Raw genomic sequence first — 25,809 nt, 5'->3', positions numbered from 1 at the left:
ATGCCTTCGTATATATAGACGACAGCCGATCCGGAAATTCATCGGTCTCATGGATTCGGAAGCGTAAATTTTGAAAAATAACTTGGTATTGAGTTCGGATACCCGCCATTCCCGTAAGGTTGCTTATTCTTATTGTGCAGGGATAAAGATGGAACCTCTCTAAAAAGGAATTCGTCTAAATATATGACTATTAAAGGGTGAGTATCGAGTGACGGAATGAGGAACGGTATGGAAATTAATGATTAGCTTTTAACGGCATGCTAGCATTTGTTATTTTTGATCTTAAGAACTACACTACATTAGACTGAAAAATAAAGTGCAGAATAGCGCAATAAGTAAAGGAATAAGCGTTATAGCAAAACATCGTATAACGGACATCTTTCTGATAAAATAGATTTATTGAACCATCCATATTATTACATCGAAGGGTCATATCAGTGAGGTCGAATTCGTTATGAGTACTTTCAATTTCACGGTTTTACCGCCGCCCGAGTCGCTAAAACGCGATATCGAATGCTTTCGCATTACGACGTATCAGGGATACGAATCGCTAGACGTAAAGGTCTGTCCAAAAGGATTTCCCGGCATTGTATACCAGATTGCTGTCGATGGATTGTCTGCCATCGATAGCATTTCGGTTCGCACTGCTCAGATTTCTAATATTCCTTCATTCTTCCTGCATGGACAAGGCTCCGAACCAAGTATCATGCGTTTTAAGAACAAACCGTTTTCATCGATACAGGTTGTGTTAAAGCCGCATGCTCTTTATTCTTTGTTCGGATGGGAAGCTAACTCCCTCCATCAAGGCTTCCTGCTTTCCGGTCAATTCGGTGCAATTGAACTCGAAAATCAGTTGAAATCGGCATCGACGGACGAAGAGCGGACTTCCTATCTTTGTACATTTCTAAAGAAGAAAATGGAAGAAGCGAATAAACGAGATGAATTGATTGAACAGACGTTGGAATTTATTCGAGAACGGGTTTCTTCCATTTCAGTGAAAGATATCGTGGCCGCTTTTCATATCTCGGAGCGGCAGTTACAGAAGCGATTTTCTCGTGTTGTAGGTATGTCACCTCAACTGTATATCAGGATTGTGCGCATTAATGAGGCGTTGCAGATGATGAAGTCGGGGGGCTTTGAGCGGCTTGTAGATATAGCCTGCGCGCTTAACTATTTCGACCAGTCACATTTTATCCGTGACATCAAAGCGTTTTCCTGGGTAAGTCCAAAAAGCATTATGATGAAAGTAAGCGAATTTCATAGTGACGAAGCAGGCGCTTCTTATTTATAGCATAGTGACGGTTTAACACAATTTTGCAGCTCCTATCTCTTATGATTGCATAAGGATAGGAGTTTTTTATTGGAGGTTAAGGAGTTCTAAGTTGATCGTCCTGTACGTCCAAAATGGAAAAAGTGATTTACCTTCGAAGCGTGCAATCATGCTTGTACATGCCGTTGGAAGTGACAGACGTGAAGTGGCAAATATGATGGGCATCGTAGCACCGAAAACTCACTGAAACTCTCGAATTCATCTTAATGTTTTAGAATGAATGGACGGCTTTTTACAAGTATAAACAGCGTAAATAGAAGTACAATTTAATCAACTTAAAGTCAAGGAGTGACAACAAATGAGAAAAATCAAAATGTTAAACAGGGTTTCGATTGATGGCTATTTCGCCAGCCTGAATAATGCAAATTTTGGAATGGATTGGTTTGTACACGACCCGGAGGTGGATAAAGCCGTTCATGAAAGCGGCGGCAGCATGGATACGCTAATATTAGGGAGAATCACTTATCAGGGCTTTGAGCGCAATTGGGTGCCGTTTTTGAATGATCCCAATGCCCCTGTGCAGTTGAAGGCAGTTGCCGAAGAATTAACGCAAATGAAAAAAATCGTATTCTCCAAAAATCTAAAGGAAGCGAACTGGGAGAATACGAAAATTATAAATGGAGATCTCTTGAATAACGCCCGTCGTCTAAAAGAAGAAGACGGTTCGGACATTCTGGTAATGGGAAGTGGGTCTATCGTACAGCAACTTGCAGAAGCTGGTTTGATTGATGATTATCTTTTTATCATGACACCTGTTGTCGCTGGGGAAGGTAAACCGTTATTCCAGCATGTAAACCAGTTCGGTCTTTCTCTTGTAGAGGCAAGAGCATTCCAATCAGGTAACGTTGTGCTCCATTACGAACTCAAGAAATGAACGCTTAAGCACTCTCTCGGGTGAGAGCTTGCAGTTGTAATTATAATCATTTTGTTAATTTTCGGTGGAATAATATGGTTTATTGGCTTGCAAATGCATAAAAATGAGATCAATAAAATGATAGATTCTAAAAACGGGAAAATCTTATTAAAAAAGGAAGTAATGCTCGAGGATAGCCCATTCTTAGACACAATAGAAAGTCGAATTGGAAAGAGAAGAGGACACGACAACACATTTTACAAAGTTGAATACACAATAAATGAGTTCAATAACAATGTGGATATAATCGCTAAGAACAAGCACAAAATAGTATTTGTAGGGGGGCCTTTTGATAAGTACTATCTAAGTACCGATCCCCTCGTCACCAATACCCTGTCCGAGAAATCAGACAGAAAAAAGGGCACAATCTCATGAAAAAGATGAGGTTGTGCCTTTTTCATTAAAAGCACTCTAACGTGCAGTTTAGTTTAATTAGGAGTTATTGATTCTTAATAACACACATTCTTTAGCTGGATTCCTCTTCCCAAAAAGTGCCACCCTAATGGGTTACTAAGCTAGTCTTGATGCCTCAAAGTGAGTACCCCTCGGTTCTGCAGCAATTATACCATTGGTGGTAGGGAAGAGGGAGATTGTCACTTTGTCACATTTTTTTAATTTTAAGATACCAGAAACACTTATTTGATCACCGGTTGGAACTGGATTGGCACCAAAAAATTCGTCATCAGTTACTACAGGATTATTGTTTACGCGAATATTTAATACCAATCTATAGTTTGTCGACACATCATCAGCAGGGAAAAATGAAACACTAGCAATAATTAAATATTTTCCATCTTGCTTTGGAGTAAAGGTCGATGTAGCTGGGTTATATTCATTGTTTAAGTCAAATATTTGATTTGGATACTGAACTGGGGCTACAGGAGTATTGGCAGTAACTGTTTGGTCAGCAGTAGCATTGACAGCCCTAAACGCTGAAGGTTTTAATTTCATCTTTATAACATGACGTTTTTTCTTTGATTTTTTCTTCTTCCAAACAATAATCGTTTTCTTTTGACCCTGCTTGGTTTTTATACCCATCCGCAAAACACCTCCCATGATTTTAGCACATCTCATCTTATGCTTAGAGTCTATTGGAGGGGTTGGACAGATAACTAAATACGGACTAGACTGAAATCGTATTTATAAAAATAGGTGAATCCCTTACTAAATTACCAGAACGGATTAACTTTCATGCTCTGCAAACGCGGAGGGATGCAGGACACGATCTTCCAGATGTTATAACTGGGTGGTGGAAAGGTGTCGGGTGACAAGAACTTGATGTCATTAAGAGCCGCGTAGGTCGCGGCTTTTTCGTTTTATGATGACCGTCGGGGATTTAAGCTAACGGGCAGTTTAGCGCGGGGAGGTGAAACTAATAGAAGGAATCGGCTCGCTAACAATCTACAGAGGTTATTCTGGGTTCACCAGTTGTTCTTTGAATAGTTATTGTAGTTTGTTACACTTAAATGAGAGTAAAAATACATATATGTAGAAAGGAATGTTAGAAGTGACACAACGTGAAAATATAAAAAATGGGTTATTGTTTACGGACATGGGAGAAGGCTTGCCAGAGGAACGACTTAGGGGAAAAGAGCTGGTATATGACTTTAACCAAACAAGACCGTCCCAGGTGGCCAAACGTGAAGAATTGGCTAAGCAACTTTTTGGAAGCTTGGGCATAAATTGCTGGATTGAACCACCTATTCACTTTGCCTATGGCTCTAACACGTTTATTGGTAACGATGTCTATGCAAACTTTAATCTTACAATCGTGGATGATACAACGGTTAAGATTGGAAATGGAGTCTTATTTGCTCCTAATGTGACGATATCTACGACCGGACATCCCATTGATGCAGAATTGCGTGCAACTGGGCAAATGTATGCATTTCCAGTTATCATTGAAGACAATGTATGGATTGGGAGCGGTGCAGTCATTAATCCCGGCGTAACTATAGGAAAGAACAGTGTAATAGGCGCAGGTAGCATTGTCACAAAGGATATTCCGCCAAATGTGGTTGCAGTAGGCAACCCTTGTAAAGTACTGCGGCAAATTACGGAAGAAGACAAAATTTACTATTACAAAAACCGGAAGGTGCAACCATAATCTCAAGTTAAAGGGGCTATTCTGATGTATCCACATCACCAAACTGCTATCGAAATGGTTACAAATAAACTCAAAGTTAAGGAAGAAATATTGGCTGTCATTGTAGGCGGCTCCGTTGCGCATGGTTTTGCAAAAGAAGATTCGGATATAGACCTTATGTTGGTCGTTTCGGATGAGAGATATTATGCGTTATTAGAAAGCGGGGATATACATTACCATGAAACGGAGTCAACGCCTTATGATGGTGGCTATGTGGATGGAAAATACACTTCGATTTCGTACATTAAAAAAGTAGCCGAATCAGGTAGCGAACCAGCTCGGTTTGCCTTCAAGGATGCAATAGTGAGTTATAGCGAAATAATTGGCTTAGAAGAGTTGGTACAAGCGGCATCTCGCTATCCAATTGAGCGGAAAAACGAAACGATGGAAAAATTCCACGCACAATTTGAAGGTTGGAGATGGATGTTCTATGAAGGTTTAAAAAAGAACGAGCCCTATGTGATTGAATTCTCAGTGACTAATTTCGTTTTATTTGCGGGGCGGCTCATTTTGGCCTATAACGAGGTTGTCTATCCTTATCATAAATGGTTTATGAAGGTGCTGGAAGGCGTTAATAATCAACCGAATGATCTTATTCTCATTATGAATAACGTGTTGAAAAACAAATCGAAGGAAAGCGTAGAAGTTTTATATGAGTGTGTCGCAAAATTTTATCAATGGCCTAGGTCAGAGAAAGGATGGCATATTCGATTTATGCTTGATAGCGAGCTAAACTGGATGACGGGACATGTACCAGTAGCTGACCTCTAATGCCTTTATAGTTATTCAGATAACGTAAGAACGTTGGAGCAGTTTGCCCTGCGGTACAATTACCATGACATCATAATAATGTGAAGATTTCAGAGTAATCGATAATGTCAAGCATTGATATAATTTTGAGAACGATCGTTAAGCTAACGGGTAGGTTAGCTGAGTGATCTAGAGCAGTTTGCCTCTGTGGCATCTTCTCCCTTTTTTCATTAAAATAACAGTCAGGACAGTTCCAATTTATGGTATGATTATGGTTGTTATTAAGTAAAAGAAATGTTAGTGTCTCCTAGATGGCGTATCCATCTCAGATAACACCATATTCAAACATTGGGGCTATCGCCCCTCGGTCTGCCCGAGGGATTTCGGAATTAAGCTAACGGGTACGATAGTTCAACGCTTCATAGAAGCCGCCACTGTCCAAGCGGCTACCTCATTAAGCTAAAAGGCAGGATGGTTTAAGATCATGTACGGTGAAAGTATCATTCTAATGCCGAAATTCCTTGATTGCGGTATCCTATAAGAAATCGATGGCCATTGACACCTAGTCCAATTTCAGATATCAGTAATTCTAGTAAAACAAAGAGGCTTCCACTTATCGGGGAGCCTTTTCGTATTTCCATGCCGTTCAATACCCCAGTGATCAGACGGCTGATTTCTTAGAATATCACGTCACCACACACTCTACACGATGAAAACAAGAACTCTCTGCCAAACACCAGTAGGCCGTTTACCCACGTAGTAACGGCTATCACGGCGTTTTATTCTCTCCAACTTTTCCTCTTGGTACCTCAAATAGTGGAAAACTCCAGCTTCTATTTATCGGATTCACTTGGCAATTGTTTAGGCTTTTTCAACAACGGCGCAAGCTGCACAGCAACAATGGCCGTTCCGGTGATACATAATGAGCCTGCTTGCAAATAGGTAATACTGCGTCCGAGAAACAAAATATCCATCAGGGCAACTTCCAGCAGCATTAAATTATTAATGAGGCTACTTTCATAGGCACGCAGCTGCTTTTGGGACCAAGCCCAAAGTGTAAAGGCTAGTGCTCCATTGATGGGTCCAAGCCATAACAGAATGAGGATCAGCTTTAAAGAGTAAGGCGGCATACCCTCTAGTATGAATCCAGCTAATAGCATACCTGCAGCCCCGATTAGCATTGGTGTAAGAACGAGTGCAGAAGGGGCTGTTTGTTTTCGGGTAAGCAAATAGCGGGAATAGGTCAAGTGCACAACGTTACCAACACAGGATATCAGGATCAAGACGATGCCGATCAGACTGCCTTGGGCTAAATGCCATGGATAATAGTAAATGACGATGCCGGCCATAGCAGCGAGAACGGCTAGGAAGGTGGCGCGGTTATTCAACTCACGCAGCCAAAACGCGTCAATAAGGAGCAGGAACAGAATATTTCCCACCGATAAGAACATGTTGGATTGCATAGGGGTCAAATAAAACTGGCCTGCATACTGAAGTCCTTGTGCCAGAATAAACCCGGTAATTCCGAGAAACAAATTGTCTTTCCAGGTCAGCTTCCATTTCCCTTGTGATAATTTTCTATTAACGCTTTGAACCTCATGTCCTCTTTTTCGCTGAGCGTGCTTTTGATCACGAAGCCGCAGCACCACCCATAAGGTAAATGCCGCTGCGCTGTAGCGCATGCCTGCAAGGGTATAGGGACCTACGCCCTCAACAAACGCATATTGATTCAAAATGTAAGAGGAGGACCACAATAGTGTTACGAAGACGGCTGCTGTAATCGAAAGCGCACGAATCATCGACAGTACCTGTTTGTTGCTATTGTTCTTAACTTTCTTTTCTGCATCCATAATAGTTACTTCCCTTCTCTAACAAGGCTGTTGGTAGCTCCATAGTAACCTTGTAAAAAGGGGTTAAAAAGAGTAGTATTTTAATAAAATAATTTCCCCTTTTTAAATCATCACCCTGTTTAAGGAGATCTATATGCAAATTGCTTATCACTACTTGAAGTTAAGGGAGTTTTATGGCTATGCAGAAAAAGAGCCTGTAGAGGTTTGGCTGGAGCAGCTCGCAGAAGTGTTGTGCTGTACACCACGTAACGTGAAGCTGATTGTGAAGCAATGTCAGGAGCTAGGGTGGATCGAGTGGCAGCCTGGGCGGGGTAGGGGGAATCGTTCCATCATTACATTTAACATGGAATCGAATAACGTAATAAGCTCATGGGCCCAGACCAAAATAGACAAAGGTCAGTATTCGCAAGCGATGGAGCTTATGCGCAAGTATGATCCGAGCTCACCTCTTCAACAACAAATAACAGAATCGATCTATAAGCATTTTGGCATCCAAACCACGGCATATAAGAAGGGGCACATCGATTTGCTGCGGCTTCCTTTTTACCGGGAAATGCCTTTACTGGATCCGATTAACGCAACCCTCAGGACAGAGCTACATATGATCGGTCAGCTTTTTGACACACTTGTTGAATGGGATTGTTCACATGCAGTTTTTGTACCCCGGCTTGCTGTGCACTGGGAGCAGAATAGGGATGGAACCGTATGGATGTTTTATTTGCGCAAAGGCGTCCTTTTTCATAATAAAAAAGAGCTGACCTCAGCAGATGTCCATCATACGCTCATGCGCCTTAGCAAGTTGGATTCGCATTGCGTAAATCAGGAACGGGATAATCTGTGCAGTGAATGGAAGCTACTTCATATTCGGAATATAGAAGCCACACATCGGTATGCACTGCGTATTCAACTGGATGCACCAAGCTCTTTACTGCTGCATTATCTAGCTGCACCCAAGGCATCCATTACTCCATGTCAGACTCACGGAAATAATGAGCGGTTACCGATTGGAACTGGACCCTTTAAGCTGTTACGTAATGACGCGGAGATGGTGGTTCTGGAGGCATTCGCGGACTACTACCGGGAGAGGGCACAATTGGATAAGGTTGAAATTTGGATATTGAAGGAGCTGCTCACACAAAAAATGCCCGATGGTGGTTTAGGTGGAAAACCTATTCTCTACACGCACCCGTTCCAAATTCATGCGCTTGCTCCAACGGGGACCACGATTATGGAGCAGACGGAGGGAGGCTGCACGTTCATGATCATGAACGGCCGCAAGCAAGGACCATTACAGGATCCTGCTATGCGGCACAGGCTACGTAAACTTTTGCAGCCCGAACAGTGCGTGGCGGAGCTTGGAGGTAATCGGATCGGAGCAGCTTACAGCTTTTTTCCGGATTGGAGTGCTGCTATTGCGGCTCATTTATCGGTAGAGAATGAGAACGAGAACGAAGAGACAGAGCAGGAAATGGCTACAGTAGATACGATGGTTTCTTTACGAACCGATGGTTATCAAAACTCGCTTCAGCTGTACACGCACTCCATCTTGAACAATTCGCTTGAGCAGACGGCTCAGTGGATTCAGCAACGGTGTGCATCCGCAAGCATCACTGTACACATTCACGTTCTGCCTTATGAACATTTCAGTCGACCTGGAGCGATAGATGCTGCGGATATTGTGCTGCTTAACGCTATTACAACGAATAATCGGGAGTGGTCGCTGCTGCATGTACTGCTCCATGAAAACTATGGGGTTCAACGCTTCGTTGAACCGGTATTGTTAAACGAGCTTGATCAAAGATATGCTGCCATCGCCCATGAAACGGATTCTGCTGCCCGATCCGTACTTTTGCAGGAAGTGGAAACTTTACTGCTGCGTCATGATGCGCTGCATTTTCTTTACCATTTGCGGCATGCTGCCTTTTACCATCCGAGCCTGCTCGGAACAGAAAAACTCAACCCCTATGGCTGGGTTAATTTTCGTGATCTGTCACTGCGTCCTGAATAGTTTTAACAGCGTAGATCAACGTATACTTCACCACTAATGGAAGTTGAGCGACACTTTAGATTAATAAACAACAATTACAGTATTTAATGGATAGCGAAAAAATTAAAGCCTTCGATAAATATCTCCACTTTGACTATTATGAGCACTCAGCAAAAAGGGCCATCCGCGTGTGTTTCGGGGTGGCCCTTTGGTCAAATCCAATCCTACTATTTTTTAACCACAGGAACCCAAAATTCGCCGTAGAAAGTGCCGTCACCGTTTTCTTTGCGATAAGTCGCATTGGGACCGCCGATGTAAGCATAGTCAGTGATTTGAGACAAGACTTCGCCAAAAGCACGATAAGTCAACTGATCAAACAAAGTTTCCTTGTCGCCGGTTCCTGCGAGCACTATGTACTCGCTCTCTGGAAACTCGATGATGCGTGTTGCGTCAGCCACCGATTTGCTAGCTTCTACCGCGAAATAATTCCACGGTCTGCCTTGATAAACCTCGTTGACTGACCATTCGCGATCATCTTTTGCGGCCGCTTTGAGCTTATCAAAACGCCCGTCAGCCTTAAGTCCTCCCCAAAACTCTGCTTTTTCCTTCTGCAAAGCTGGCGCGTCTTGGAAATTGGATTGAATTGAAAAACCATAAGCGGTCAATGTAAATGATTTCTTATGTTCAACTGTGTAATTTGCCATGGGAGTGCTCCTTTGACTGAGATTAGCTTGCTACTTTTTTTGCACGAAGCCACATTTCGCCGTAGAATGTACCGTCTTCAGCTGCTTTGACGAAAGTTGAGTTACCAGGACCAACGTATTTGTAGTCTGTGATTTCTTGCAGCAGGCCACCGAAAACTTTGCCTGTTATTTCGTCAGCAAGGCGGTCTTTGTCAGCGCCTGTGCCAGGCACCACGAGGTAATCCCCAGCGAGGAAGTCAAGGACGACCGCACCTTCCACGTCGTATGCACCCATCACGCCGAAGCCGCGCCAAGCCTTGCCGTCGATGACGTAGTTGATTTGATATTCTTGCCCGTCAGCGAGCGCGAGAAGTTCGGCAAGCTTGCCGTTTTCAGTGATTTCAGCTTTTTTCGCTGCAGTTTTTGCTGCATTGCCTGCCCAGTCGTTATAGTCTTCAAGTAAAACACCGAAAGCAGTCATTTTGTAGTTTTCTGAGATGGTTTGGATGGAGTAGTTAGACATCTTAATCTCTCCTTAGCGGATTTGTTTTTACAAGATTGATACTATTCTCTAAATGTATCAAAAAACGATACCTTTTATCGAATATCAAAAAGTATTGCAAAAACAGAATCAAAATCGGTACTGATGCTACATTTCTGATACAATAAAATCATGAAAAAGACAGAACGAGTGAACCTGATCATGCGCTTCATCAATAATCGCGCGCATTTTACGATTGCAGAGATTCAGCGGGAGTTCAAGATTTCTCGCGCGACGGCGATCCGCGACATAAACGAGATTCAGGCGATGGGTTTTCCGCTGACGACCGAGCTTGGGCGCGGGGGCGGCTACAATGTCCTGCAAAATCAGTATCTGTCCGCCGTCCGTTTCACGCCAGAAGAGCTGAAAGCGATATTTATCAGCTTTATCGCCTCGAAAAATTCGCAGCTGCCTTATTTGCAAAATCGCCGCTCCATCACTGAAAAACTCATCGGCATCGCGTCGCAAACCCAGCACGACGAGCTGATCGAGCTGAATAATATCTTGCTTTTTGAAAATACAAATCCTGCTAATCCGAATCTTTTGGAACTCGATGATGCGGCGCCTGCAGAGTTGAACCAGCTGATTTCGCTTGCCGCGCGGGACAAGCACTTGCGCTTGACGTATGAGCAGAGTCCTGGATGGCCGCAGTTGATGGATGTTTTTTTGATTCATATTTTTAACTCAAACGCTCGTTGGCTGGTCGAGGTTTATGATCTTGATACCGATGAGTTTCGTTATTTGCCTGTTGAGATGCTGCGGGATTCGGCAATTTCTGAGCAGAAGATGAGGCGGTCTGAGCAAGAGATTTTAAGCAAAAAACGGTTTGGCGGACGTGAGTCCAATCTGATTGTAAAGCTTGATACGACTGGGATTCAGCGCTTTAAGCGCTTGCACCCGCCGGGGATTATTTTGTCCTTTACAGGGATGTTCCAGTCGAGTGGGATTTTCAATGCTCAACTGGATGTGACCGATGTTGAGGCGTTAGAGTATTATGCGGATTGGCTTTTGTTTTTGGGGAAAGGGGTCGAGTTTGAACGGATTCCTGATGAGCTGCGCTTGATTTTGGAAGAACGGTTAAGGGGAAGTGCTGACACTTTAACAAAAATACGTTAGGCCAATAACCGGGCTGCAGCGTTCGCTACCCCGAGTTGCAGTATCATCAGCGTTAGGGTTCATTACGTTGTAGTTCTTTCGTCTTTTCATGTTTTACCTTAATGTTTTCAGAACTAAACTAACGGGTACGAGGTTTGCACAATGGAAGTACCATTGAAATTATTGAGTTGGCATTTCGATGATGATCCTATAGGTTCGCCTGATGAATGGAATTGGGTTGAAATAACTATGACATTCGACGATGGGAGCAATCGCTGGAGTATCTTGTATACGCCTGACAGATTAAAAAATAATCTTTCACGGGCTAATATTGATCCTCCTGGCTTATTCATCGCTCACATGATAATTGTACGAAGTTATAGTGAAGAAGATATTGAACGGACTCTTAGGTACTTAGAAAGTGAAAATGAACTACTCACGGCATCGAAACCATGGGAGCAGGCATTGAGCTAACGGGTACGTTAGCGTAACTTACTGTTGCAAATTAGCTTATCCGGCTCCTCTCAAGGATTTACAGTCATTAACTGGTCCATGCTTTGATTGAAGCAAAAAGTCTTAGAATAAGTCCGATGAAATTATTAACTGCTAGGAGCCCATAGCATGACGGATACACCTACAATGCAAATGACGACTCCATGAAGTGTACCCCTTAGAATAGACATTGAAAAGCCCCTAGGTTAGTCCGGAGAATTTCGAAGTGACCCCAAAAAGTTAGACATTAATGTTATGCAGCCTGTAAGGCATGAGTTCGGTACTGTACCCGGCTCATGCTTTTTAGTTTTTCTTGATGCGCCCGTAATACGTGAAGTAGTAAAGCAAGAAACTGGACAAAAAATGGTATGTTAAGGAGTCCGTGTTTTTGAACTTTGTTTTATAGAGATGAAAATAAAAGAGCCGTGCTATAAGAATTTCTTTATTGTTCCTATTGTTGTTAATAAGGAAATATATTACAATTATGAATGATTATACTAATTGGAGGTGTGCACTTTTGTTAAAGAAACTATTAGTTCTCTCATTATGTGCTGTAATTCTTACTCTTCCAAGCGCTGCTTTTGCAAAAAACAACACAGTTACACAACAATCTTTTAGTTCAGGCTGTAACATTTGGAAATTTTTTGTGACTGCATCAGATTCTGATGGATATGTTGAAACTTTTGGTCCATATAATGATTGGGCAGAGGCAGAAGCTGCTCAAGAACGCATTCTTAAAAGCAATTGGCGTTTAGATGCTTATATACACGAAGAAGAATATTGTTTCTAAATAGGTGGGGGGGGGTACTACGTATGTGCCCCTCTTTATTATAATAAAAGTGATTATCACCTGGAAATATCTGACCTCTATGTTAAATAAATTATCCTTCAACAAAGTTTTTAGGAAATACCTGGCATCCCTCCTGGGCAATTCCGTAATCATGTCCTGTTGCAAATAGAGAAAGCATCAAGGTAAACAAATCGTGGTTTATGGGAATCCAATGGATAAAAATTAGTTGATCATTAAAAATATCGATCAATATGTTTCCAATTTAAAAATTTAATGGTAAAAAGGCGCACACGAAACACCTTCGTTTATTCGATGGTGTTTCGTGTTTGTTTCCTTTTTAGCGTCCAATCGGGTATAAAGCTATGCTGTTTTCATCTCAAACCGCGCAGCAAATTGAACCCTAATAATGATCTAACTGTTTGTACTAAGCGCCAACAAGCGTTTTAGGTTGTCATCAATAAATTTATTATCGGCACTGTTAATTCCGCGACCTGCAAAATGGCCCCAGATCGATTCGATAGGATTAAAAACAGCATTAGGTATAAGCTTAGCCTCGTATTCGTTATCGTCCGCCGTACAGAAGAGATCCGTGCTCCCTGGCATGATGCAGGCAAGCGCTTTAATACTTTTGAGCGCCTTATCGAAATCTCCATTATAGGTAGAGTTTGCACTAATATCTGCAAATTGGCCTGTCCATAACATGGCTAGGACATTGTGCGGATCCATCTTCATAAAGCTATCTTCCCAGACGCCAGCCACAAAATCCGCCAATGAGTCATATCCCAGTTCACGGTAAAGTTCCTCTCTATAAAACGCCTGCGATAAGCCCCATCCCGCATAGGCACGGCCTACGGCGCGCATGTCTGCAGAAGTCAACTGGTTTAGTCTACTTGAATCGAAGCCAACTGCGGCCATGAGCGGAGCTTTCATTCCGTCCAGGACCACAAACGTATGGGGCCAAGTCTTGGCAACTCCGGCGAAAGGTGCAATTCGTTCCACCATATCGGGATAACTTGCTCCCCATTGAAATGATTGAATGCCTCCCATTGACCATCCAACCACGAGAGCAATCTTTTGAATGCCGAATTTTTCGGTCACCAGCCGATGCTGTATTTTAACGTTGTCAAAGATGGTTACCTGCGGAAAATTAGCCCGGTCGAATGGGGGAGGCGTGTTACTAGGAGATGAAGATAATCCGTTACCCAGCAAATTTGGAACGATTATGAAATATTTCTGCGGATCTAGTGCCATGCCGTCTCCAATCAACCATTCATTCTGAACATGCTGGTCGCCAAAAGCAGTTGGATAGACGATGACATTATCTTTCTTTTCATTCAAGCTTCCATAAGTCTTATAAGCAAGAAAAGCATTCGGTAACATCGCTCCTGATTGCAAGGTAATGTCACCCAAATCGAAAATCTCATAATCCATCGTATTGTCGCTCCCTTCAAAATGAAACCATTTAGTAAGAATGTATTTCTTGTACTTAGTATAGACCCGTGGTATTCTCAATAAAAGTGAATGAAATTCAAAGCTATATTCAATAATATTGAAAGTAAAAGGAGGGTTGTATGATGGAATTGCGCCAACTGCATACATTCCGCACAGTTGCATCAACTTTAAATTTCAGTCGAGCTGCGGAAGTGCTGAACTACGTACCCTCCAACGTCACGATGCAAATTAAAGGATTGGAGGATGAGCTTGGTGTTCGTCTCTTTGACCGGTTGGGCAAGCAGCTCGTTCTCACAACTGCGGGTAAACGCTTTTTAATTCATGTCCAAGGCGTTCTAAACAAATTGGACGAAGCTCGCAGCGTCGTTCATGACAATGAAATTCTAAGCGGAACCTTAACGATCAGTGCCAACGAGGTTATTTGCGCCTATAGGCTTCCAGCTGTCTTTCAACTATTTCGTTCACAGCATCCGGGTGTTCGTCTCATCTTCCGCTCCGTTTCCAACCAGCATCTCAAGCAAACGCTCTTTGAAGGAGCCGCGGATGTTGTCTTTATGCTGGACGAATCCATTCGCTCAACGGGACTTGAAGTGGAACCATTGCTGGAAGAAACGTTCCGTTTTTTCGCCGCTCCAGACCACCCACTTGCAAAGCTAACTGTACTACAGCTGGAAGATTTTCATGGAGAAGTGTTCCTGACTAATGAAAAGGGTTGTCCCTATCGAACCATGTTTGACCGGTCATTTGAGAAAGAGGGCATTGATACTATTACTTATTTAGAGTTTCAAAGTGCAGAAGCCATTAAACAATGTGCAATTTCGGGGATCGGTATTGCCTTTCTTCCTGAAATAGTAGCTAAAGCCGAAGTTGAACGGGGCGAACTTGTTGCTCTTCCATGGCAAATTCCGGACTTACACGTGTACACACAGATGTTATGGCATAAAGACAAGTGGCTTTCACCAATCATATTGTCTTTCATAGAAGCAGCAAGGGAGGTTATCGCTAAAGAGGAGGAGAATAGAACCGCTTAGCTTATTCAGCGATAGGAAAACACTTATCCCTCGATCCGCAACAGTTGGAGGACAAGAACATGTATTGTTAACTGAATCTCTCTGAAGAGCAGTAAGCCATATTTGGAGGTTTCCATGATTAGGTACATAATAATTGATACCGAAAGTGATCTTATGATAGGGGATTGCACTGATATTTTAGGATTTTCAGAGGAAGGAATAAGCAGAGACTACAACGAGTACGACCTAACTATAGCAGGATTAAAATTGTCTGATACTTACATACAGCATTATTTAGCTACGAAGTCTAGTATGAAAGAAATTAACCTTTATATGTTGGATCAAGAAGGTAATAAATTAAACTCACATTCCTTTTTTCTTCATAAGCCTTATTTCTTTCATAAGCGCGCTATTCCTCAAGAAAGGTTTAATCTGGAAGTATCTGGTGGATTCTCTAATTTACCATCTGATGAGGCCATGAAAATCTGGAAGCAATGGGTAGTTGCAAAACCAACAATGAAAAACACATGGGAAAATCTATCATCGGAACAACTATTAGGATGGTTAGAAGTAATCCGGGTACACAGTGGTTTTAATAAGCCGCAAGAGGAAGATCAGAAAAAAAATGATTTTTATTTGGATATGACTTATGTAACGGATGTAAAGACCTTCTATTGTGCATTAGGAGAAGCTATGAACGGCCCAGGTGGTTATTATGGTACTTCCCTAAATGGAGTTGCGGATCATTTTTATGGACGTAATGGGGCCGAACCACCATTTAATCTGCACTTTATGAATGGAAGTCTGAATAAGTTAATGAGTGGGTACGAACATGGCGCAAGTGATCTGTTAATATTACAACAAATTAGAGAGTTGTTAATCTCAAACCAAGTGTCATTAATTGAATAAAACATCAAAACGAATAGACCACAATGCGACTAACCATCGTGTTATGGTTTTCTTTTTATTTTCTTGCCCTTTTTACGATAAAGTTAGGACGAAATTATCCGATACATATGTCGCGGCAAAATCTAAAATTATTATCTAAAACCATCATAAAAGAAAGCGAATTTGTTGAGAAGAAAGAATCTATAAAAGTATTTACTTCGCAGAATAAGGGTTCTGCGAAGTATTGTTCTTAAAGCCAACTATTTTTTTTTACAATGTCATCATTCCATTTTTAAATAACCTCATGTGCCTTTGGCAAGCCGGTTTTAGTTTTGGTATAGTTCCCATTTTTAAAATCGAAAACAACCACCTGAAAAGTCGGGTCAGGATTTTGGGTTGTTATGTTAGGTATATGGCATTCCATAACATAACCGATGAAAATTATTAACTACTAGGAGCCCCTAGCATAATGGATACACCTACAATGCAAATGGCGTCTTCAATCCAATCGTACAAATCGGGTGTTTTCTTATCGATAAGCCAACCCCACGGCACCGCGAGAATTACAAGTACTCCGCGATGATCCCATTTATTAAGAACGAAGCTTCAGCACCAAATATCTTCCATAACCAGCTGTGAGCAATGAAGCAGGAAAACAGCCAATCCCCGTAATCATAGCAAAAAACCCAATAGCAGTTCCTTTACTTTCCGGATTCGCAAGATCAACAACCAGAGCCTTTTCAACTCCTAGGGTAAGGGCGGAATACAGTCGTAAAGCGTAAATAGAGTAACGAGGCCGATCGTTGTATTTACTTCGGCAAATCCTATATATACAAGTCCGTATAACCCATATCCAGCGGTTAATAGAGCTCTTCGGCCGAGCCGGTCGGAAAATGCACCCGAGATACCGACAGTTGTGCAGACGACCTTGTCGTCGCTCATTCAAGCAATTGAGGAGAAGCTGGAGCATACCCTGCATCCACGAAAACGCGAATCGTACTAAAAATTCAAGCAGAGAAGAAAAAAACGGATTGACAATATAGGGTAGGGGGCTATACTATATAGTTGTCGGCAAGGGAAATTTTGGAACAATTTTGATCTCGCTTTTGACGGCCGTCGGAGCAAATTAGCTTCCAAAATTAACTGGACGATTCGTAATTAAAGGAGGGTATATTTATGAAGAATCAAGTTCAAGCACTTTCTCAACCTGATCCAAGGCGTTGGAAAGCACTGGCTTTGTTATGCCTTGCAAATTTTATGGTTATTATGGACACCTCGATTATTGGAGTTGCGCTACCGGCCATTAAAGAAGCTCTCGGATATACGCAGGCTAGTTTGCAGTGGGTATTTAATGCATATGTCATTTTCTTTGGCGGTTTGTTATTACTGGGTGGTCGTTTGTCCGATCTATTTGGGCAGCGGCGCATGTTCATGTGGGGTTTTTCGATCCTAACGTTAGCCTCCTTACTTGCTGGAGTGGCTTGGAACGAGGAGTCGCTTAACATCGGGCGTGCATTACAAGGATTCGGTTCCGCATTAATTGCCCCCTCAGCATTAACCATCGTCATGATGCTGTTTAGTGGAAGCCCCAAAGAATTAGGTAAAGCATTAGGGTTTTGGGGCGCTTCGGCTGCTGCCGGCGGATCGGCTGGCGTATTTCTAGGAGGTGTCATAACCGAGTGGTTAAGCTGGCAATGGACGTTTCTGATTAACGTACCGGTCGGCATCCTCGCCTTGCTTGTATCCCCTGGACTTTTATCGAAAGGGATACGAAGAAAAGGAAGCATCGACGTTATCGGATCTATTTTCGTAACAGCATCATTGGTATTGGTGGTGTACGGCATCGTAACAGCAGAGCACAATGGATGGAGCGCACCGTCCACCATATGGACACTAGTTTCGGGGGCCGTGTTGTTTATCCTGTTCTTAATCATTCAGGCCGTAAAAAAAGAGCCACTTGTTCCGCTCGGGATCTTTAAGGCACCAAACTTGGCTGCAGGTAATATCGCACTCATTATGCTATCCGGCGGATGGATTCCATTATGGTTTTTCCTCAATCTCTACTTGCAACAAGTATTGAAATTTTCTGCTTTCGCCGGTGGGCTCGGTTTATTGCCTATGACCATACTCATTGCCATCTTCATGGTTTTCATTACCGGCAAATTAATCGGAAAGTTTGGCGTGAAAGCCAATTTGGTCATCGGATTGATTGCCCTTGGAGGATCGTTATTACTTTTTGCAGGAAATACGCCGGTTGATGGTAATTTTGTAACACACGTACTCCCAGCCTCACTGCTAGGCGCACTCGGTATGTCGCTTGCTTATATTCCGGCTACCATGTCTGCCATGTCGGGAGCCAAGCCGGAAGAGGCAGGGCTCGCATCCGGGCTTGCCAATACAAGCTACCAGATTGGCTCAGCGATAAGTCTGGCCATCATGGTTGCGATTGCTGCATCAAGTACAGCTTCCCAAAATGGTGCTGATCAGTTTGCTGCATTGAATGAAGGATTCCACCAAGCATTTTTATGGTCTGGTATCGTAGCATTTGCAGGTGCTATCCTGGCATTTCTGTTTATCCGTTCTCCCAAGCAGGGGGAAACAAACGGGCCTGTAGCAATGTAATTGAAAGCTCGCACTCCAGCCAAATTGGATTTGGCTGGAGCTTTCCATATTAATGGAGATTCCAGTGTATACCGCAGATCCATAAATGCCTTTGTATAGGGGGAAGGGGTATGTTATAATAACAATAAAGGGAGGGAATGATATGAGCGAAGAAACTATACTTTTGGACCATACTACAGATCAAGAGTCGGGTTGCTGCTCTCATGGAGAGGGCGCGCGGAAGAGCCATCATTCCGAGAAAGCAAAGCACAATTTGATCAGCCGTTTGAATCGGATCGAAGGGCAGGTTCGTGGCCTTAAGGGACTCATTGAAAAGGACACCTACTGTGACGATGTGCTGAACCAGATTGCTTCGGTTCAATCGGCTCTGAATGGCGTTGGAAAGCTCTTGCTTGAGCATCACATGAAAAGCTGCGTCGTTGAGCGGATACAAGAAGGCGATATAGAAGTGTTGACGGAACTTATGACCACAATGAATAAACTGATGAAATAACTTGAAAACCATGATCGAGCAGCAGAAATGCTGCTTTTTTATTTTCTAGACTATACAGTACGGGGGTATACTAAAATATTTATTGACTATATATAGGGTACTTGGGTATACTACAAACGTGGAGTTGATGGAAATGAATTCTAATGAATCAATGGCATCGCCTCAATTACGTAAACGAAAAATACAACTGAATCTGAAAGAAATATCGGCTATTCAAATTAGATTGAACCGTATCGAAGGGCAGGTACGCGGCGTACAGAGGCTAGTAGAACGAAATGATTATTGTGATCATGTACTCACTCAAATAGCTGCTATACATAATGCCCTTAATGGGGTAGGCAAACTGCTTCTGTTGAATCATTTGAAATGCTGCATCATCCATCGTACACAGCAGAGTGACGAAGAGAAGAACGTCGTCGATGAAATGCTTGAAATCGTGAGCAAATTGATCAAATGAAGGAGAGACGAAATAATGGCCGTTCCATTCATATTAAGGAGTGATAAGCGATGACAGAACCCTTAAAAATTTATACGATACCGACGTGCAGCGACTGCAATCACGCCAAACGCTACTTCAATGAACATCAGGTTCCTTACATCGAATATAACTGCGAAGAAAATGAAAATTATCCAAGAGAAGTCTGGGACTTAACGGGAAAACAGATTGTTCCGACAATTGTGATTCAGAGTAAGGTATTTGTTGGCTTTGCAGAAAATCTAACAGAAATAAGTGAATTACTAAAGTAATATTTTTAATAAACCGGTCGCTCTGGCCGGGTTTATTTTTATTTAATACAAATACCTTATGGATGAGCGGGAAGGAGAAAAAAATCATCATCAGGTAATTTTTCGTTGGCTAAGATTTTGTAACTTGAATGGAAGTGCTCATTCCGGCTTCTTTATGGCCTGGTAGAGTGCAGATCACTTGATAATATCCTGCTTTATCAAGACTTATAATCATTGTACTTTTATTACTGGGTGCTGCGTGAATATGTATGTTCGTTCCAACGATTTCAAAGTCATGTTCAATTTGGCCTGTATTATCTAATGTAATTCTAAATTTCTGACCTGCTATAACACGGATGGAGGAACGGCGCAAGGTCCAGCCAGCACGGTATCAATGCCGTAAATTGCTTCGAAAACACGACTCGCATCAACACAAGCGACTCGATGGAGGCTGCGTGCTGGTTTCGAAAACGTGGATGGCAACCAGTGATGCAAACAGACCTGACGGCGTTGTTCTTGCGAACCCGAAAGATTGGCAAACGGCCCTAGTAAGCTCAGAGTTGATTCATCACCCGAATAATGGACCGGTTCTGTTTGTGAATAAAGATGACGTACCTTATTTTTGAGGGATCAAATCATCTTTCTCACAAGATCTACACAACTGTTTATTACAATAGTATTGCAACAAAAATCATCGCTGTGAAAGGGGTTAATGTAATGAAAAAGAAGATAGCTTTACTCGGTGCCATCGTGATACTGGCTGTTGCTCTTAGTGCTTGCGGTAAAAGTTCAGATCAAGGACAAGCTGCAAACAACAGTCAACAAGGAACGAATATGAATCATACAGGAATGGACATGGAACATTCATCTTCAGACAAGCTTCCTGAAGGTCTTAAAGAAGCTAAAAATCCGAAGTTTAAAGTGGGAAGTCAAGCGGTCATACTTAATGACCATATGCCCGGTATGAAAGGTGCGACTGCAACCATTGTTGGAGCATATGATACTACGATTTATACCGTTTCGTACGTTCCGACAACAGGGGGGGAAAAGGTTACGAATCATAAGTGGATTGTTCAAGAGGAAATTAAGAATGCGGGTGACAAGCCATTTGCCAAAGGCTCAGAAGTAACGTTAATGGCTGATCATATGAAGGGCATGAATGGGGCCAAGGCAACGATTGATTCTGCGCAGCAAACAACTGTTTATGTGGTGGATTATATGCCGACAACCGGTGGATCCCCAGTTAAAAATCATAAATGGGTTACTGAAAGTGAGCTTTCCGATAAATAAACTTAAAACTATAGAACTTTATCTCATTCCCGAAATTGACAAGAACACTACCCCATTCCCGATGAAGGTTACATAACATGGTAAACCACCGGTTTGGACTGGGGTATTAAGCTAACGGGTACGATAGTGGAGGAGCTTGCCGCGTGGCAGCTCCTCGTTTTATTTATTAAAGTAAAGGGCAACCACGGGCTTGCTCATTCTCGGTAGATAACTTTTATAGTCAAATACGACGAAGACCCATTAACCAATATATGGTAACATAAATTTGTTGTTGATTTACTACATGAAAAGAGTGATGAAATAAATGCTGAACAAGGTGATTATAGTCTAATCCACAGGTGGATTCTTTATAGTTGGATTTCTTCTGTGGAAAAACTAAGGAGGACATCCAATCGTAATTTTAAGGGAAATCACACGGAAAATTGGTTTCAATGTACGCAACTCAACGTGACGGAAGAACAAAGAAAGTTATTTACTGCTCCGGTTGTTTATTGGCTTGCTGAATACACATTTCAACCCGCTTGCCATTTATCTTGAAGATACAATGGTAGGCTTTGCGATTTATATCGTAATCGATAACGGCATTGGCGAAATTGAAGCAATTATGATTGACCAACACTATCAGGGCAGAGGGTATGGAAGAAGTGCCATGATTGAATTGATAAACTTGCTTAAAAATGAATATCAATGTAAAGAGGTAAGACTTAGCCACAGAAAAAAGAATGATACTGCATCCAAACTTTCTTTAAGATGGACAGATCCATTCTACTTTTTAGCTTGGGACTACTGGTTGAAACGGTGGCTTCTTTACTCTAACGGGTACCATAGCATAATAAACAACTGACACGACTTCCAGCATATTTGGCAGCTGTGTTGCGTTTGGCCGCTGAGAGTGTTCTCTCAAGAATTTGGGCCTGCTCCGAAGCACCATGATTTGAAAGAAGACCTGAATGCATGATCGGTAAGTTCGTACGGTACCGAGGAAAATCATCACCCTCTCCAAACATAAAACAAAAACCGTATATTAGCGGGATTTTTCGACACGACTGACCTTAAGAGGTCAGTTTTTCTATGTTACATCCACTCCTTAATAATGGATTATGGAGCTCAGGAAATACAACGCTTATTTAAGATCCGGATTTAGAAAACGAATAACCGATGTTTGCTGATTAATAACTGGAAAGTATTCCCATCCCCTTACTCAAACTGACAGAATGAGCATTATGGTAACATAAATGTATAGCCGGGAGCTATGAATTATCATGGATATCTTGTTTTTGACTTTATAAACTCATATAATGGCGTCGAGTTCTTCGACTATTTAAGGATTAAAGATCATGCACGGTAAAAGGGGATACTACATGATAATCAAAAAAAATATTTTTTCAAAAATGAACGCCGTTATCTTCATTTTTCTAATACCCATCTTACTCCTTTATGGCTTATCGAATCAGGTTAGCGTTCGTGTCGTAGAAGGGCTTCTGCAAAAAGAAAAGAGCAATCAGCTGGAGTTTTTCCGTAAACAATTGGATTCGATAGCTTTAAGCTTAGCTATGAATGCGATTACACTTACTAGAGATACAACGATATTGGGTATGGAAAGAACCATGTTGAACGGCAAACAACAGCTATCCAGTCAGATCGAATCGACTGTTCAGGAAAAACTGACTCTTCAGAGCTCCGCCAGCAGTTGGTATAACGATATTACACTGTACTTTCCCTCTGTACAAAAAACTTTATCGACCACGTTACGACAAATCCCTTATGATGAGCAGCAGTTAGACAAAAATATAAGAAATACCAATTGGAGCTACAGATCGGACCCTGACCGCCCGGATATGTCATCTTTTGTTTACTATGCAGGGGGGCCGATAAATGAAAGCGGGAAGCTGGATCAAAGTGTGGTTATTGTAGAAATGGCGTTTTATGAGCAAAATATTACCTCTCTATTGGATCAGTTGAAGACGGGCAGCAAAGGCGATCCCTTCATGGTTGACCGACAAAATCATATCAGCTATAACCGTACCTCGGATAAACAAACTACCGATGCTGTGGTGAATTTTCTTTTTCAAAATACATTGGGGGAAAAGGGTGACTTTGTTACGGAAGTAGGTAAAAAAAGCTATCTTATAAACTACGTCTATTCACAAGCGCTTGGGTATTATGTTGTCGATTACACACCGCTGGAGCAAATATTAGCTCCCATCACCAAGATTCGAAACTTTTTCTATGGTTTTATTATCCTCTTGCTAGCGGTAGGAATACTGGTTTCCTTCCTGCTGTATAAGCATGTTCAGGCTCCCCTTCACGCACTCACTGCTGTCTTGAAAAGATTTCAGAACGGCGACTTTAACGTGAGGCTGAATCGATGGTTTCATAATGAATTTGATTTTGTGGTTGTTCGATTCAATGATATGGCAGGGCAAATTCAACACCTGATTGAGGATGTATATGAAGAAAAAAACCGGTCCCGCCTGGCTACATTGAAACAGCTGCAAGCTCAAATTAATCCACATTTTTTGTACAACTGTCTTAACTTCATCATTAGCTCTGCAAGTCTTGGCCGTAATGAGCCTGTTATCGCCATGGCTTACAATCTCAGTGATTATTATCGTTATATCACCCGGCTTGACGACCCCCATACCTGTCTCGTAGATGAGCTGAAATTAGTGAAAAACTATTTGGAAATTCATTTGTTAAGAATGCAGCGGATTCAATACGAAATGATAATTCCTGAGGAAATGATGAACTTGCGTTTGCCAAGGCTCCTTATACAGCCCATTGTAGAAAATGCGATAGTTCATGGCTTGGAACCCAAGATGGGGGGAGGCGTCATTCAGATTACCGGAGAGCTTACAGAGGATTACACCCGCATAACGATTGAAGATAACGGCGTTGGTCTTACAGCAGATAGGCTGCATCTGTTAACGGAACAACTTAATAGTCCTATGGATGAAACAACCGGATATGGACTTTGGAATGTGCAGCAGCGTTTAAAGTATTGGTTTGGTGAACAATCCGGACTGGAATTGCAACCATCATCAAATCTGGCAGGACTTAGTGTGACTATTTACTGGAGAAAGGGGACTCATCATGATTCGATTGCTTCTGGTTGACGATGAACCTGTTATTTTGGAGGATTTGACTTTATTTATAAGGAAAACTACAAACTTTGATTGTGTATATACTGCTGCTTCTGGGCAAGAGGCCGTTCAGATCATTGAGCAATTCCCTGTCGATATTGTTGTTACCGACATTCGCATGCCGGGAATGACAGGGCTTGAATTGTGCGAGTATATCAAACAGAAACAGATGGATATCGAATGTATCCTTTTATCAGGCTATGCTGAGTTCGAATATGCACAACAGGCGTTAAAAACCAACGCAGCGGCGTACCTGTTAAAGCCAGTCAAGAAAGATGAGCTGCTGCAAACCATTCTTCAAACGGCTGAAAGGCTACAACAAAAGAGGGAAGCCGTGGTTTCCAACAAAAAAGCGCAGGAAACGCTTCGTTCTCATATCGTGCGCTTACAAGCATCTCTACTGCTCGAATTACTTAAAGGGGGAAAGCAGACCCCGGGGATATTGACCGAAGATATGGAAAGGTTAAGTATTCCCTTCTCATCAGGGGATAAGGCAGCTTTGATGCTGCTAAGAATTGAAAATCGCTTTTTGGAATATGATGAGCGGGACATTTCCTTATTTGAATATGCAATCGTTAATATTACAGAGGAAGTGTTCCAAGAATTTTTTGAAGTTTGGTCCTGCAAAGACGACAGTCATTATCTGGCTTTCTTAGTAAAAACAAAAAACAATGATTTGCTGGATGCCTCCCGAAAAAAGCTGGAGCAGTTGATCCCGCAATTACAGCATTATATAACGATATATCTTCAAGGAAAAATCTCAGTCATTGTCAGTGACTTTGAAGCTTTCCCCCAAGGACTTACCGAGCTGTATCAAAAAGCTCTGACGCTGTTCAGAAGGCTGCCCGAAAGCGAACAGGAGTTGTTTCAACGTTTGTGGGACCAAGCGCCTCATACACCACTGAGGCCTCTCCAGCGGTTGTATGAACCTCCTACCGTTTTACAGCTGATAGAGACCGGCCGGTGGCAGGATGCACAGTCGAGATTGAACTATATTTTTGAAGAGCTGAGCAGCAATGGAATGGACTCCGCGGAATATTTATCGGAAGTGTATTTTGCTTTATCGAATGCCTACACCTACGTGATTCACATGTACGGACTGCAAATGGCGGATGTGATAGAGGAGCCCTATATGAGAGGGATTAACAGCCCTGTGTTTCGTACCGTGAAGCTGCTTCATGCTTGGGCGGCTCAGGTGCTGAATCGGCTTAAAGAACGCGTTGCCGTTGGCGGTAACGTGAGTAAGAGCTCACTTGTATTGCAAATTCATCAATATATAGAGCGCCATCTCTCCGAGAATGTAACCCTGCAGGCCATCAGCGAAAACGTCCATCTTCATCCGTCTTATTTGTCGGTTGCGTACAAACAAGAAACCGGCGAGAACTTGAGCGAATATATTTACCGGTACCGTATGGAGAAGGCTGCCTACTTGCTGAGAAATTCAAAGGCCAAAATCTATGAAATCTCCGCCCTGCTGGGTTATCAATATACCCCCTATTTTACAAAATTGTTTAAAAGCTATTATAACGTATCGCCGCAAGAGTATCGCGCCATGTCGGGTCGAGAATAGGCACAATCTTTAGATTGTCCTCTAAGATCTTAAAATAT

General features: G+C 42.2%; 25 protein-coding genes and 1 pseudogene. 19 read left to right on the top strand and 7 right to left on the bottom strand.

The features are described from left to right. Positions 1–454 precede the first annotated feature (454 nt). The 3 genes from DVH26_RS19860 to DVH26_RS19850 all read left to right on the top strand — a co-directional run bounded on the left by DVH26_RS19860 (position 455) and on the right by DVH26_RS19850 (position 2,618). Entirely contained in the window at positions 455–1,291 is an 837-nt protein-coding gene (locus DVH26_RS19860) for a helix-turn-helix transcriptional regulator (RefSeq protein ID WP_239624460.1), read from the top strand. 337 nt (positions 1,292–1,628) lie between these two features. After that, on the top strand, positions 1,629–2,204 hold the full coding sequence (locus DVH26_RS19855) for a dihydrofolate reductase family protein (protein ID WP_239624458.1): 576 nt from the start codon (positions 1,629–1,631) through the stop codon (positions 2,202–2,204). A gap of 117 nt (positions 2,205–2,321) precedes the next feature. Beyond that, positions 2,322–2,618: a hypothetical protein gene (locus DVH26_RS19850; protein WP_239624456.1), complete on the top strand. Its 297-nt coding sequence runs from the start codon at positions 2,322–2,324 to the stop codon at positions 2,616–2,618. Between the two features lie 135 nt (positions 2,619–2,753). On the opposite strand, the gene DVH26_RS19845 is transcribed toward DVH26_RS19850, so the two are convergent. Then, positions 2,754–3,281, bottom strand: a complete 528-nt coding sequence (locus DVH26_RS19845) for a C1q-like domain-containing protein (RefSeq protein WP_239624454.1) — start codon at positions 3,279–3,281, stop codon at positions 2,754–2,756. Positions 3,282–3,750: 469 nt separating this feature from the next. Between DVH26_RS19845 and DVH26_RS19840 the strand changes: the two genes are divergently transcribed. Further along, complete coding sequence (locus DVH26_RS19840; protein ID WP_345774003.1) at positions 3,751–4,350, top strand: maltose acetyltransferase domain-containing protein; 600 nt, start codon at positions 3,751–3,753, stop codon at positions 4,348–4,350. Between the two features lie 24 nt (positions 4,351–4,374). Next, positions 4,375–5,160 carry a nucleotidyltransferase domain-containing protein gene (locus DVH26_RS19835; RefSeq protein WP_239624450.1) on the top strand — a complete coding sequence of 262 codons (786 nt, stop codon included), beginning with the start codon at positions 4,375–4,377 and terminating at the stop codon, positions 5,158–5,160. Between the two features lie 812 nt (positions 5,161–5,972). Here DVH26_RS19835 and DVH26_RS19830 read toward each other — a convergent pair. After that, positions 5,973–6,989: a DMT family transporter gene (locus DVH26_RS19830; protein ID WP_239624448.1), complete on the bottom strand. Its 1,017-nt coding sequence runs from the start codon at positions 6,987–6,989 to the stop codon at positions 5,973–5,975. Positions 6,990–7,122: 133 nt separating this feature from the next. Between DVH26_RS19830 and DVH26_RS19825 the strand changes: the two genes are divergently transcribed. Beyond that, complete coding sequence (locus tag DVH26_RS19825) at positions 7,123–8,997, top strand: ABC transporter substrate-binding protein (RefSeq protein ID WP_239624446.1); 1,875 nt, start codon at positions 7,123–7,125, stop codon at positions 8,995–8,997. A 206-nt stretch (positions 8,998–9,203) separates the two neighbouring features. Here DVH26_RS19825 and DVH26_RS19820 read toward each other — a convergent pair whose 3' ends face one another. Both DVH26_RS19820 and DVH26_RS19815 read right to left on the bottom strand, forming a co-directional pair. Then, entirely contained in the window at positions 9,204–9,680 is a 477-nt protein-coding gene (locus DVH26_RS19820; protein ID WP_079911345.1) for a GyrI-like domain-containing protein, read from the bottom strand. 22 nt (positions 9,681–9,702) lie between these two features. After that, a complete protein-coding gene (locus DVH26_RS19815; RefSeq protein WP_239624444.1) occupies positions 9,703–10,182 on the bottom strand; it encodes a GyrI-like domain-containing protein in 480 nt (159 codons plus the stop codon). Positions 10,183–10,332: 150 nt separating this feature from the next. Between DVH26_RS19815 and DVH26_RS19810 the strand changes: the two genes are divergently transcribed. The 3 genes from DVH26_RS19810 to DVH26_RS19800 all read left to right on the top strand — a co-directional run bounded on the left by DVH26_RS19810 (position 10,333) and on the right by DVH26_RS19800 (position 12,577). Next, positions 10,333–11,316 carry a helix-turn-helix transcriptional regulator gene (locus tag DVH26_RS19810; RefSeq protein WP_239624442.1) on the top strand — a complete coding sequence of 328 codons (984 nt, stop codon included), beginning with the start codon at positions 10,333–10,335 and terminating at the stop codon, positions 11,314–11,316. 141 nt (positions 11,317–11,457) lie between these two features. After that, positions 11,458–11,769, top strand: coding sequence for a hypothetical protein (locus tag DVH26_RS19805; RefSeq protein ID WP_239624440.1), 312 nt, complete (start codon positions 11,458–11,460; stop codon positions 11,767–11,769). A 535-nt stretch (positions 11,770–12,304) separates the two neighbouring features. After that, positions 12,305–12,577: a hypothetical protein gene (locus tag DVH26_RS19800; RefSeq protein ID WP_239624438.1), complete on the top strand. Its 273-nt coding sequence runs from the start codon at positions 12,305–12,307 to the stop codon at positions 12,575–12,577. Between the two features lie 411 nt (positions 12,578–12,988). Here the strand turns inward: DVH26_RS19800 and DVH26_RS19795 are convergent, their stop codons facing one another. Continuing rightward, a complete protein-coding gene (locus DVH26_RS19795; RefSeq protein WP_239624436.1) occupies positions 12,989–14,008 on the bottom strand; it encodes an alpha/beta fold hydrolase in 1,020 nt (339 codons plus the stop codon). 143 nt (positions 14,009–14,151) lie between these two features. On the opposite strand from DVH26_RS19795, the gene DVH26_RS19790 reads away from it, so the two are divergent. Together DVH26_RS19790 and DVH26_RS19785 are read left to right on the top strand one after the other, a co-directional pair. Then, entirely contained in the window at positions 14,152–15,060 is a 909-nt protein-coding gene (locus tag DVH26_RS19790) for a LysR family transcriptional regulator (protein ID WP_239635435.1), read from the top strand. 114 nt (positions 15,061–15,174) lie between these two features. Further along, the gene (locus DVH26_RS19785) at positions 15,175–15,948 is read left to right on the top strand and encodes a barstar family protein (RefSeq protein WP_239624434.1); all 774 of its coding nucleotides are present in this window, start codon (positions 15,175–15,177) and stop codon (positions 15,946–15,948) included. Between the two features lie 423 nt (positions 15,949–16,371). On the opposite strand, the pseudogene DVH26_RS19780 reads toward DVH26_RS19785, so the two are convergent. After that, a pseudogene (locus DVH26_RS19780) lies at positions 16,372–16,503 on the bottom strand (YnfA family protein); the annotation flags it as partial. Positions 16,504–17,103: 600 nt separating this feature from the next. Here DVH26_RS19780 and DVH26_RS19775 point away from each other — a divergent pair. The 4 genes from DVH26_RS19775 to DVH26_RS19760 all read left to right on the top strand — a co-directional run bounded on the left by DVH26_RS19775 (position 17,104) and on the right by DVH26_RS19760 (position 19,789). After that, positions 17,104–18,549 (top strand): MFS transporter, encoded by a 1,446-nt coding sequence (locus DVH26_RS19775; RefSeq protein ID WP_239624432.1) that lies wholly within the window; start codon positions 17,104–17,106, stop codon positions 18,547–18,549. A gap of 142 nt (positions 18,550–18,691) precedes the next feature. Further along, a complete protein-coding gene (locus DVH26_RS19770) occupies positions 18,692–19,042 on the top strand; it encodes a metal-sensitive transcriptional regulator (RefSeq protein WP_239624430.1) in 351 nt (116 codons plus the stop codon). Between the two features lie 133 nt (positions 19,043–19,175). Further along, complete coding sequence (locus DVH26_RS19765; protein WP_239624428.1) at positions 19,176–19,499, top strand: metal-sensitive transcriptional regulator; 324 nt, start codon at positions 19,176–19,178, stop codon at positions 19,497–19,499. A gap of 50 nt (positions 19,500–19,549) precedes the next feature. Then, positions 19,550–19,789 (top strand): glutaredoxin family protein, encoded by a 240-nt coding sequence (locus DVH26_RS19760; RefSeq protein WP_239624426.1) that lies wholly within the window; start codon positions 19,550–19,552, stop codon positions 19,787–19,789. A gap of 109 nt (positions 19,790–19,898) precedes the next feature. Here the strand turns inward: DVH26_RS19760 and DVH26_RS37340 are convergent, their stop codons facing one another. Further along, positions 19,899–20,141 (bottom strand): cupredoxin domain-containing protein, encoded by a 243-nt coding sequence (locus DVH26_RS37340; RefSeq protein WP_481857522.1) that lies wholly within the window; start codon positions 20,139–20,141, stop codon positions 19,899–19,901. Between the two features lie 344 nt (positions 20,142–20,485). Between DVH26_RS37340 and DVH26_RS19755 the strand changes: the two genes are divergently transcribed. The 4 genes from DVH26_RS19755 (at position 20,486) to DVH26_RS19745 (ending at position 25,771) form a co-directional block, all read left to right on the top strand. After that, positions 20,486–21,058 (top strand): YdhK family protein, encoded by a 573-nt coding sequence (locus DVH26_RS19755; RefSeq protein ID WP_239624424.1) that lies wholly within the window; start codon positions 20,486–20,488, stop codon positions 21,056–21,058. Positions 21,059–21,602: 544 nt separating this feature from the next. Continuing rightward, positions 21,603–21,902 carry a GNAT family N-acetyltransferase gene (locus tag DVH26_RS37335; RefSeq protein ID WP_481857611.1) on the top strand — a complete coding sequence of 100 codons (300 nt, stop codon included), beginning with the start codon at positions 21,603–21,605 and terminating at the stop codon, positions 21,900–21,902. Between the two features lie 517 nt (positions 21,903–22,419). After that, positions 22,420–24,174, top strand: coding sequence for a sensor histidine kinase (locus DVH26_RS19750; RefSeq protein WP_239624422.1), 1,755 nt, complete (start codon positions 22,420–22,422; stop codon positions 24,172–24,174). Further along, positions 24,152–25,771, top strand: coding sequence for a response regulator (locus DVH26_RS19745; protein ID WP_239624420.1), 1,620 nt, complete (start codon positions 24,152–24,154; stop codon positions 25,769–25,771). Before DVH26_RS19750 ends, DVH26_RS19745 begins: the two co-directional genes overlap by 23 nt. The last annotated feature ends 38 nt before the right edge of the window (positions 25,772–25,809 follow it).

It is taken from the genome of Paenibacillus sp. H1-7 (genome assembly GCF_022354825.1).
Taxonomy (GTDB): Bacteria; Bacillota; Bacilli; order Paenibacillales; family NBRC-103111; genus Paenibacillus_S.
This window is presented reverse-complemented; position numbering and strand designations above follow the sequence as displayed.

What these genes read in the sequence shown, in the direction of transcription:
- DVH26_RS19855 (WP_239624458.1), top strand. Translation starts at nt 1,629, where the DNA reads ATGAGAAAAATCAAAATGTTAAACAGGGTTTCGATTGATGGCTATTTC.
- DVH26_RS19745 (WP_239624420.1), top strand. Translation starts at nt 24,152, where the DNA reads ATGATTCGATTGCTTCTGGTTGACGATGAACCTGTTATTTTGGAGGAT.
- DVH26_RS19765 (WP_239624428.1), top strand. Translation starts at nt 19,176, where the DNA reads ATGAATTCTAATGAATCAATGGCATCGCCTCAATTACGTAAACGAAAA.
- DVH26_RS19850 (WP_239624456.1), top strand. Translation starts at nt 2,322, where the DNA reads ATGATAGATTCTAAAAACGGGAAAATCTTATTAAAAAAGGAAGTAATG.
- DVH26_RS19815 (WP_239624444.1), bottom strand. Translation starts at nt 10,182, where the DNA reads ATGTCTAACTACTCCATCCAAACCATCTCAGAAAACTACAAAATGACT.
- DVH26_RS19830 (WP_239624448.1), bottom strand. Translation starts at nt 6,989, where the DNA reads ATGGATGCAGAAAAGAAAGTTAAGAACAATAGCAACAAACAGGTACTG.
- DVH26_RS19820 (WP_079911345.1), bottom strand. Translation starts at nt 9,680, where the DNA reads ATGGCAAATTACACAGTTGAACATAAGAAATCATTTACATTGACCGCT.
- DVH26_RS19760 (WP_239624426.1), top strand. Translation starts at nt 19,550, where the DNA reads ATGACAGAACCCTTAAAAATTTATACGATACCGACGTGCAGCGACTGC.
- DVH26_RS19785 (WP_239624434.1), top strand. Translation starts at nt 15,175, where the DNA reads ATGATTAGGTACATAATAATTGATACCGAAAGTGATCTTATGATAGGG.
- DVH26_RS19795 (WP_239624436.1), bottom strand. Translation starts at nt 14,008, where the DNA reads ATGGATTATGAGATTTTCGATTTGGGTGACATTACCTTGCAATCAGGA.
- DVH26_RS19805 (WP_239624440.1), top strand. Translation starts at nt 11,458, where the DNA reads ATGGAAGTACCATTGAAATTATTGAGTTGGCATTTCGATGATGATCCT.
- DVH26_RS19835 (WP_239624450.1), top strand. Translation starts at nt 4,375, where the DNA reads ATGTATCCACATCACCAAACTGCTATCGAAATGGTTACAAATAAACTC.
- DVH26_RS19810 (WP_239624442.1), top strand. Translation starts at nt 10,333, where the DNA reads ATGAAAAAGACAGAACGAGTGAACCTGATCATGCGCTTCATCAATAAT.
- DVH26_RS19750 (WP_239624422.1), top strand. Translation starts at nt 22,420, where the DNA reads ATGATAATCAAAAAAAATATTTTTTCAAAAATGAACGCCGTTATCTTC.
- DVH26_RS37335 (WP_481857611.1), top strand. Translation starts at nt 21,603, where the DNA reads ATGGTAGGCTTTGCGATTTATATCGTAATCGATAACGGCATTGGCGAA.
- DVH26_RS19770 (WP_239624430.1), top strand. Translation starts at nt 18,692, where the DNA reads ATGAGCGAAGAAACTATACTTTTGGACCATACTACAGATCAAGAGTCG.
- DVH26_RS19775 (WP_239624432.1), top strand. Translation starts at nt 17,104, where the DNA reads ATGAAGAATCAAGTTCAAGCACTTTCTCAACCTGATCCAAGGCGTTGG.
- DVH26_RS19790 (WP_239635435.1), top strand. Translation starts at nt 14,152, where the DNA reads ATGGAATTGCGCCAACTGCATACATTCCGCACAGTTGCATCAACTTTA.
- DVH26_RS19845 (WP_239624454.1), bottom strand. Translation starts at nt 3,281, where the DNA reads ATGGGTATAAAAACCAAGCAGGGTCAAAAGAAAACGATTATTGTTTGG.
- DVH26_RS19860 (WP_239624460.1), top strand. Translation starts at nt 455, where the DNA reads ATGAGTACTTTCAATTTCACGGTTTTACCGCCGCCCGAGTCGCTAAAA.
- DVH26_RS19825 (WP_239624446.1), top strand. Translation starts at nt 7,123, where the DNA reads ATGCAAATTGCTTATCACTACTTGAAGTTAAGGGAGTTTTATGGCTAT.
- DVH26_RS19755 (WP_239624424.1), top strand. Translation starts at nt 20,486, where the DNA reads ATGAAAAAGAAGATAGCTTTACTCGGTGCCATCGTGATACTGGCTGTT.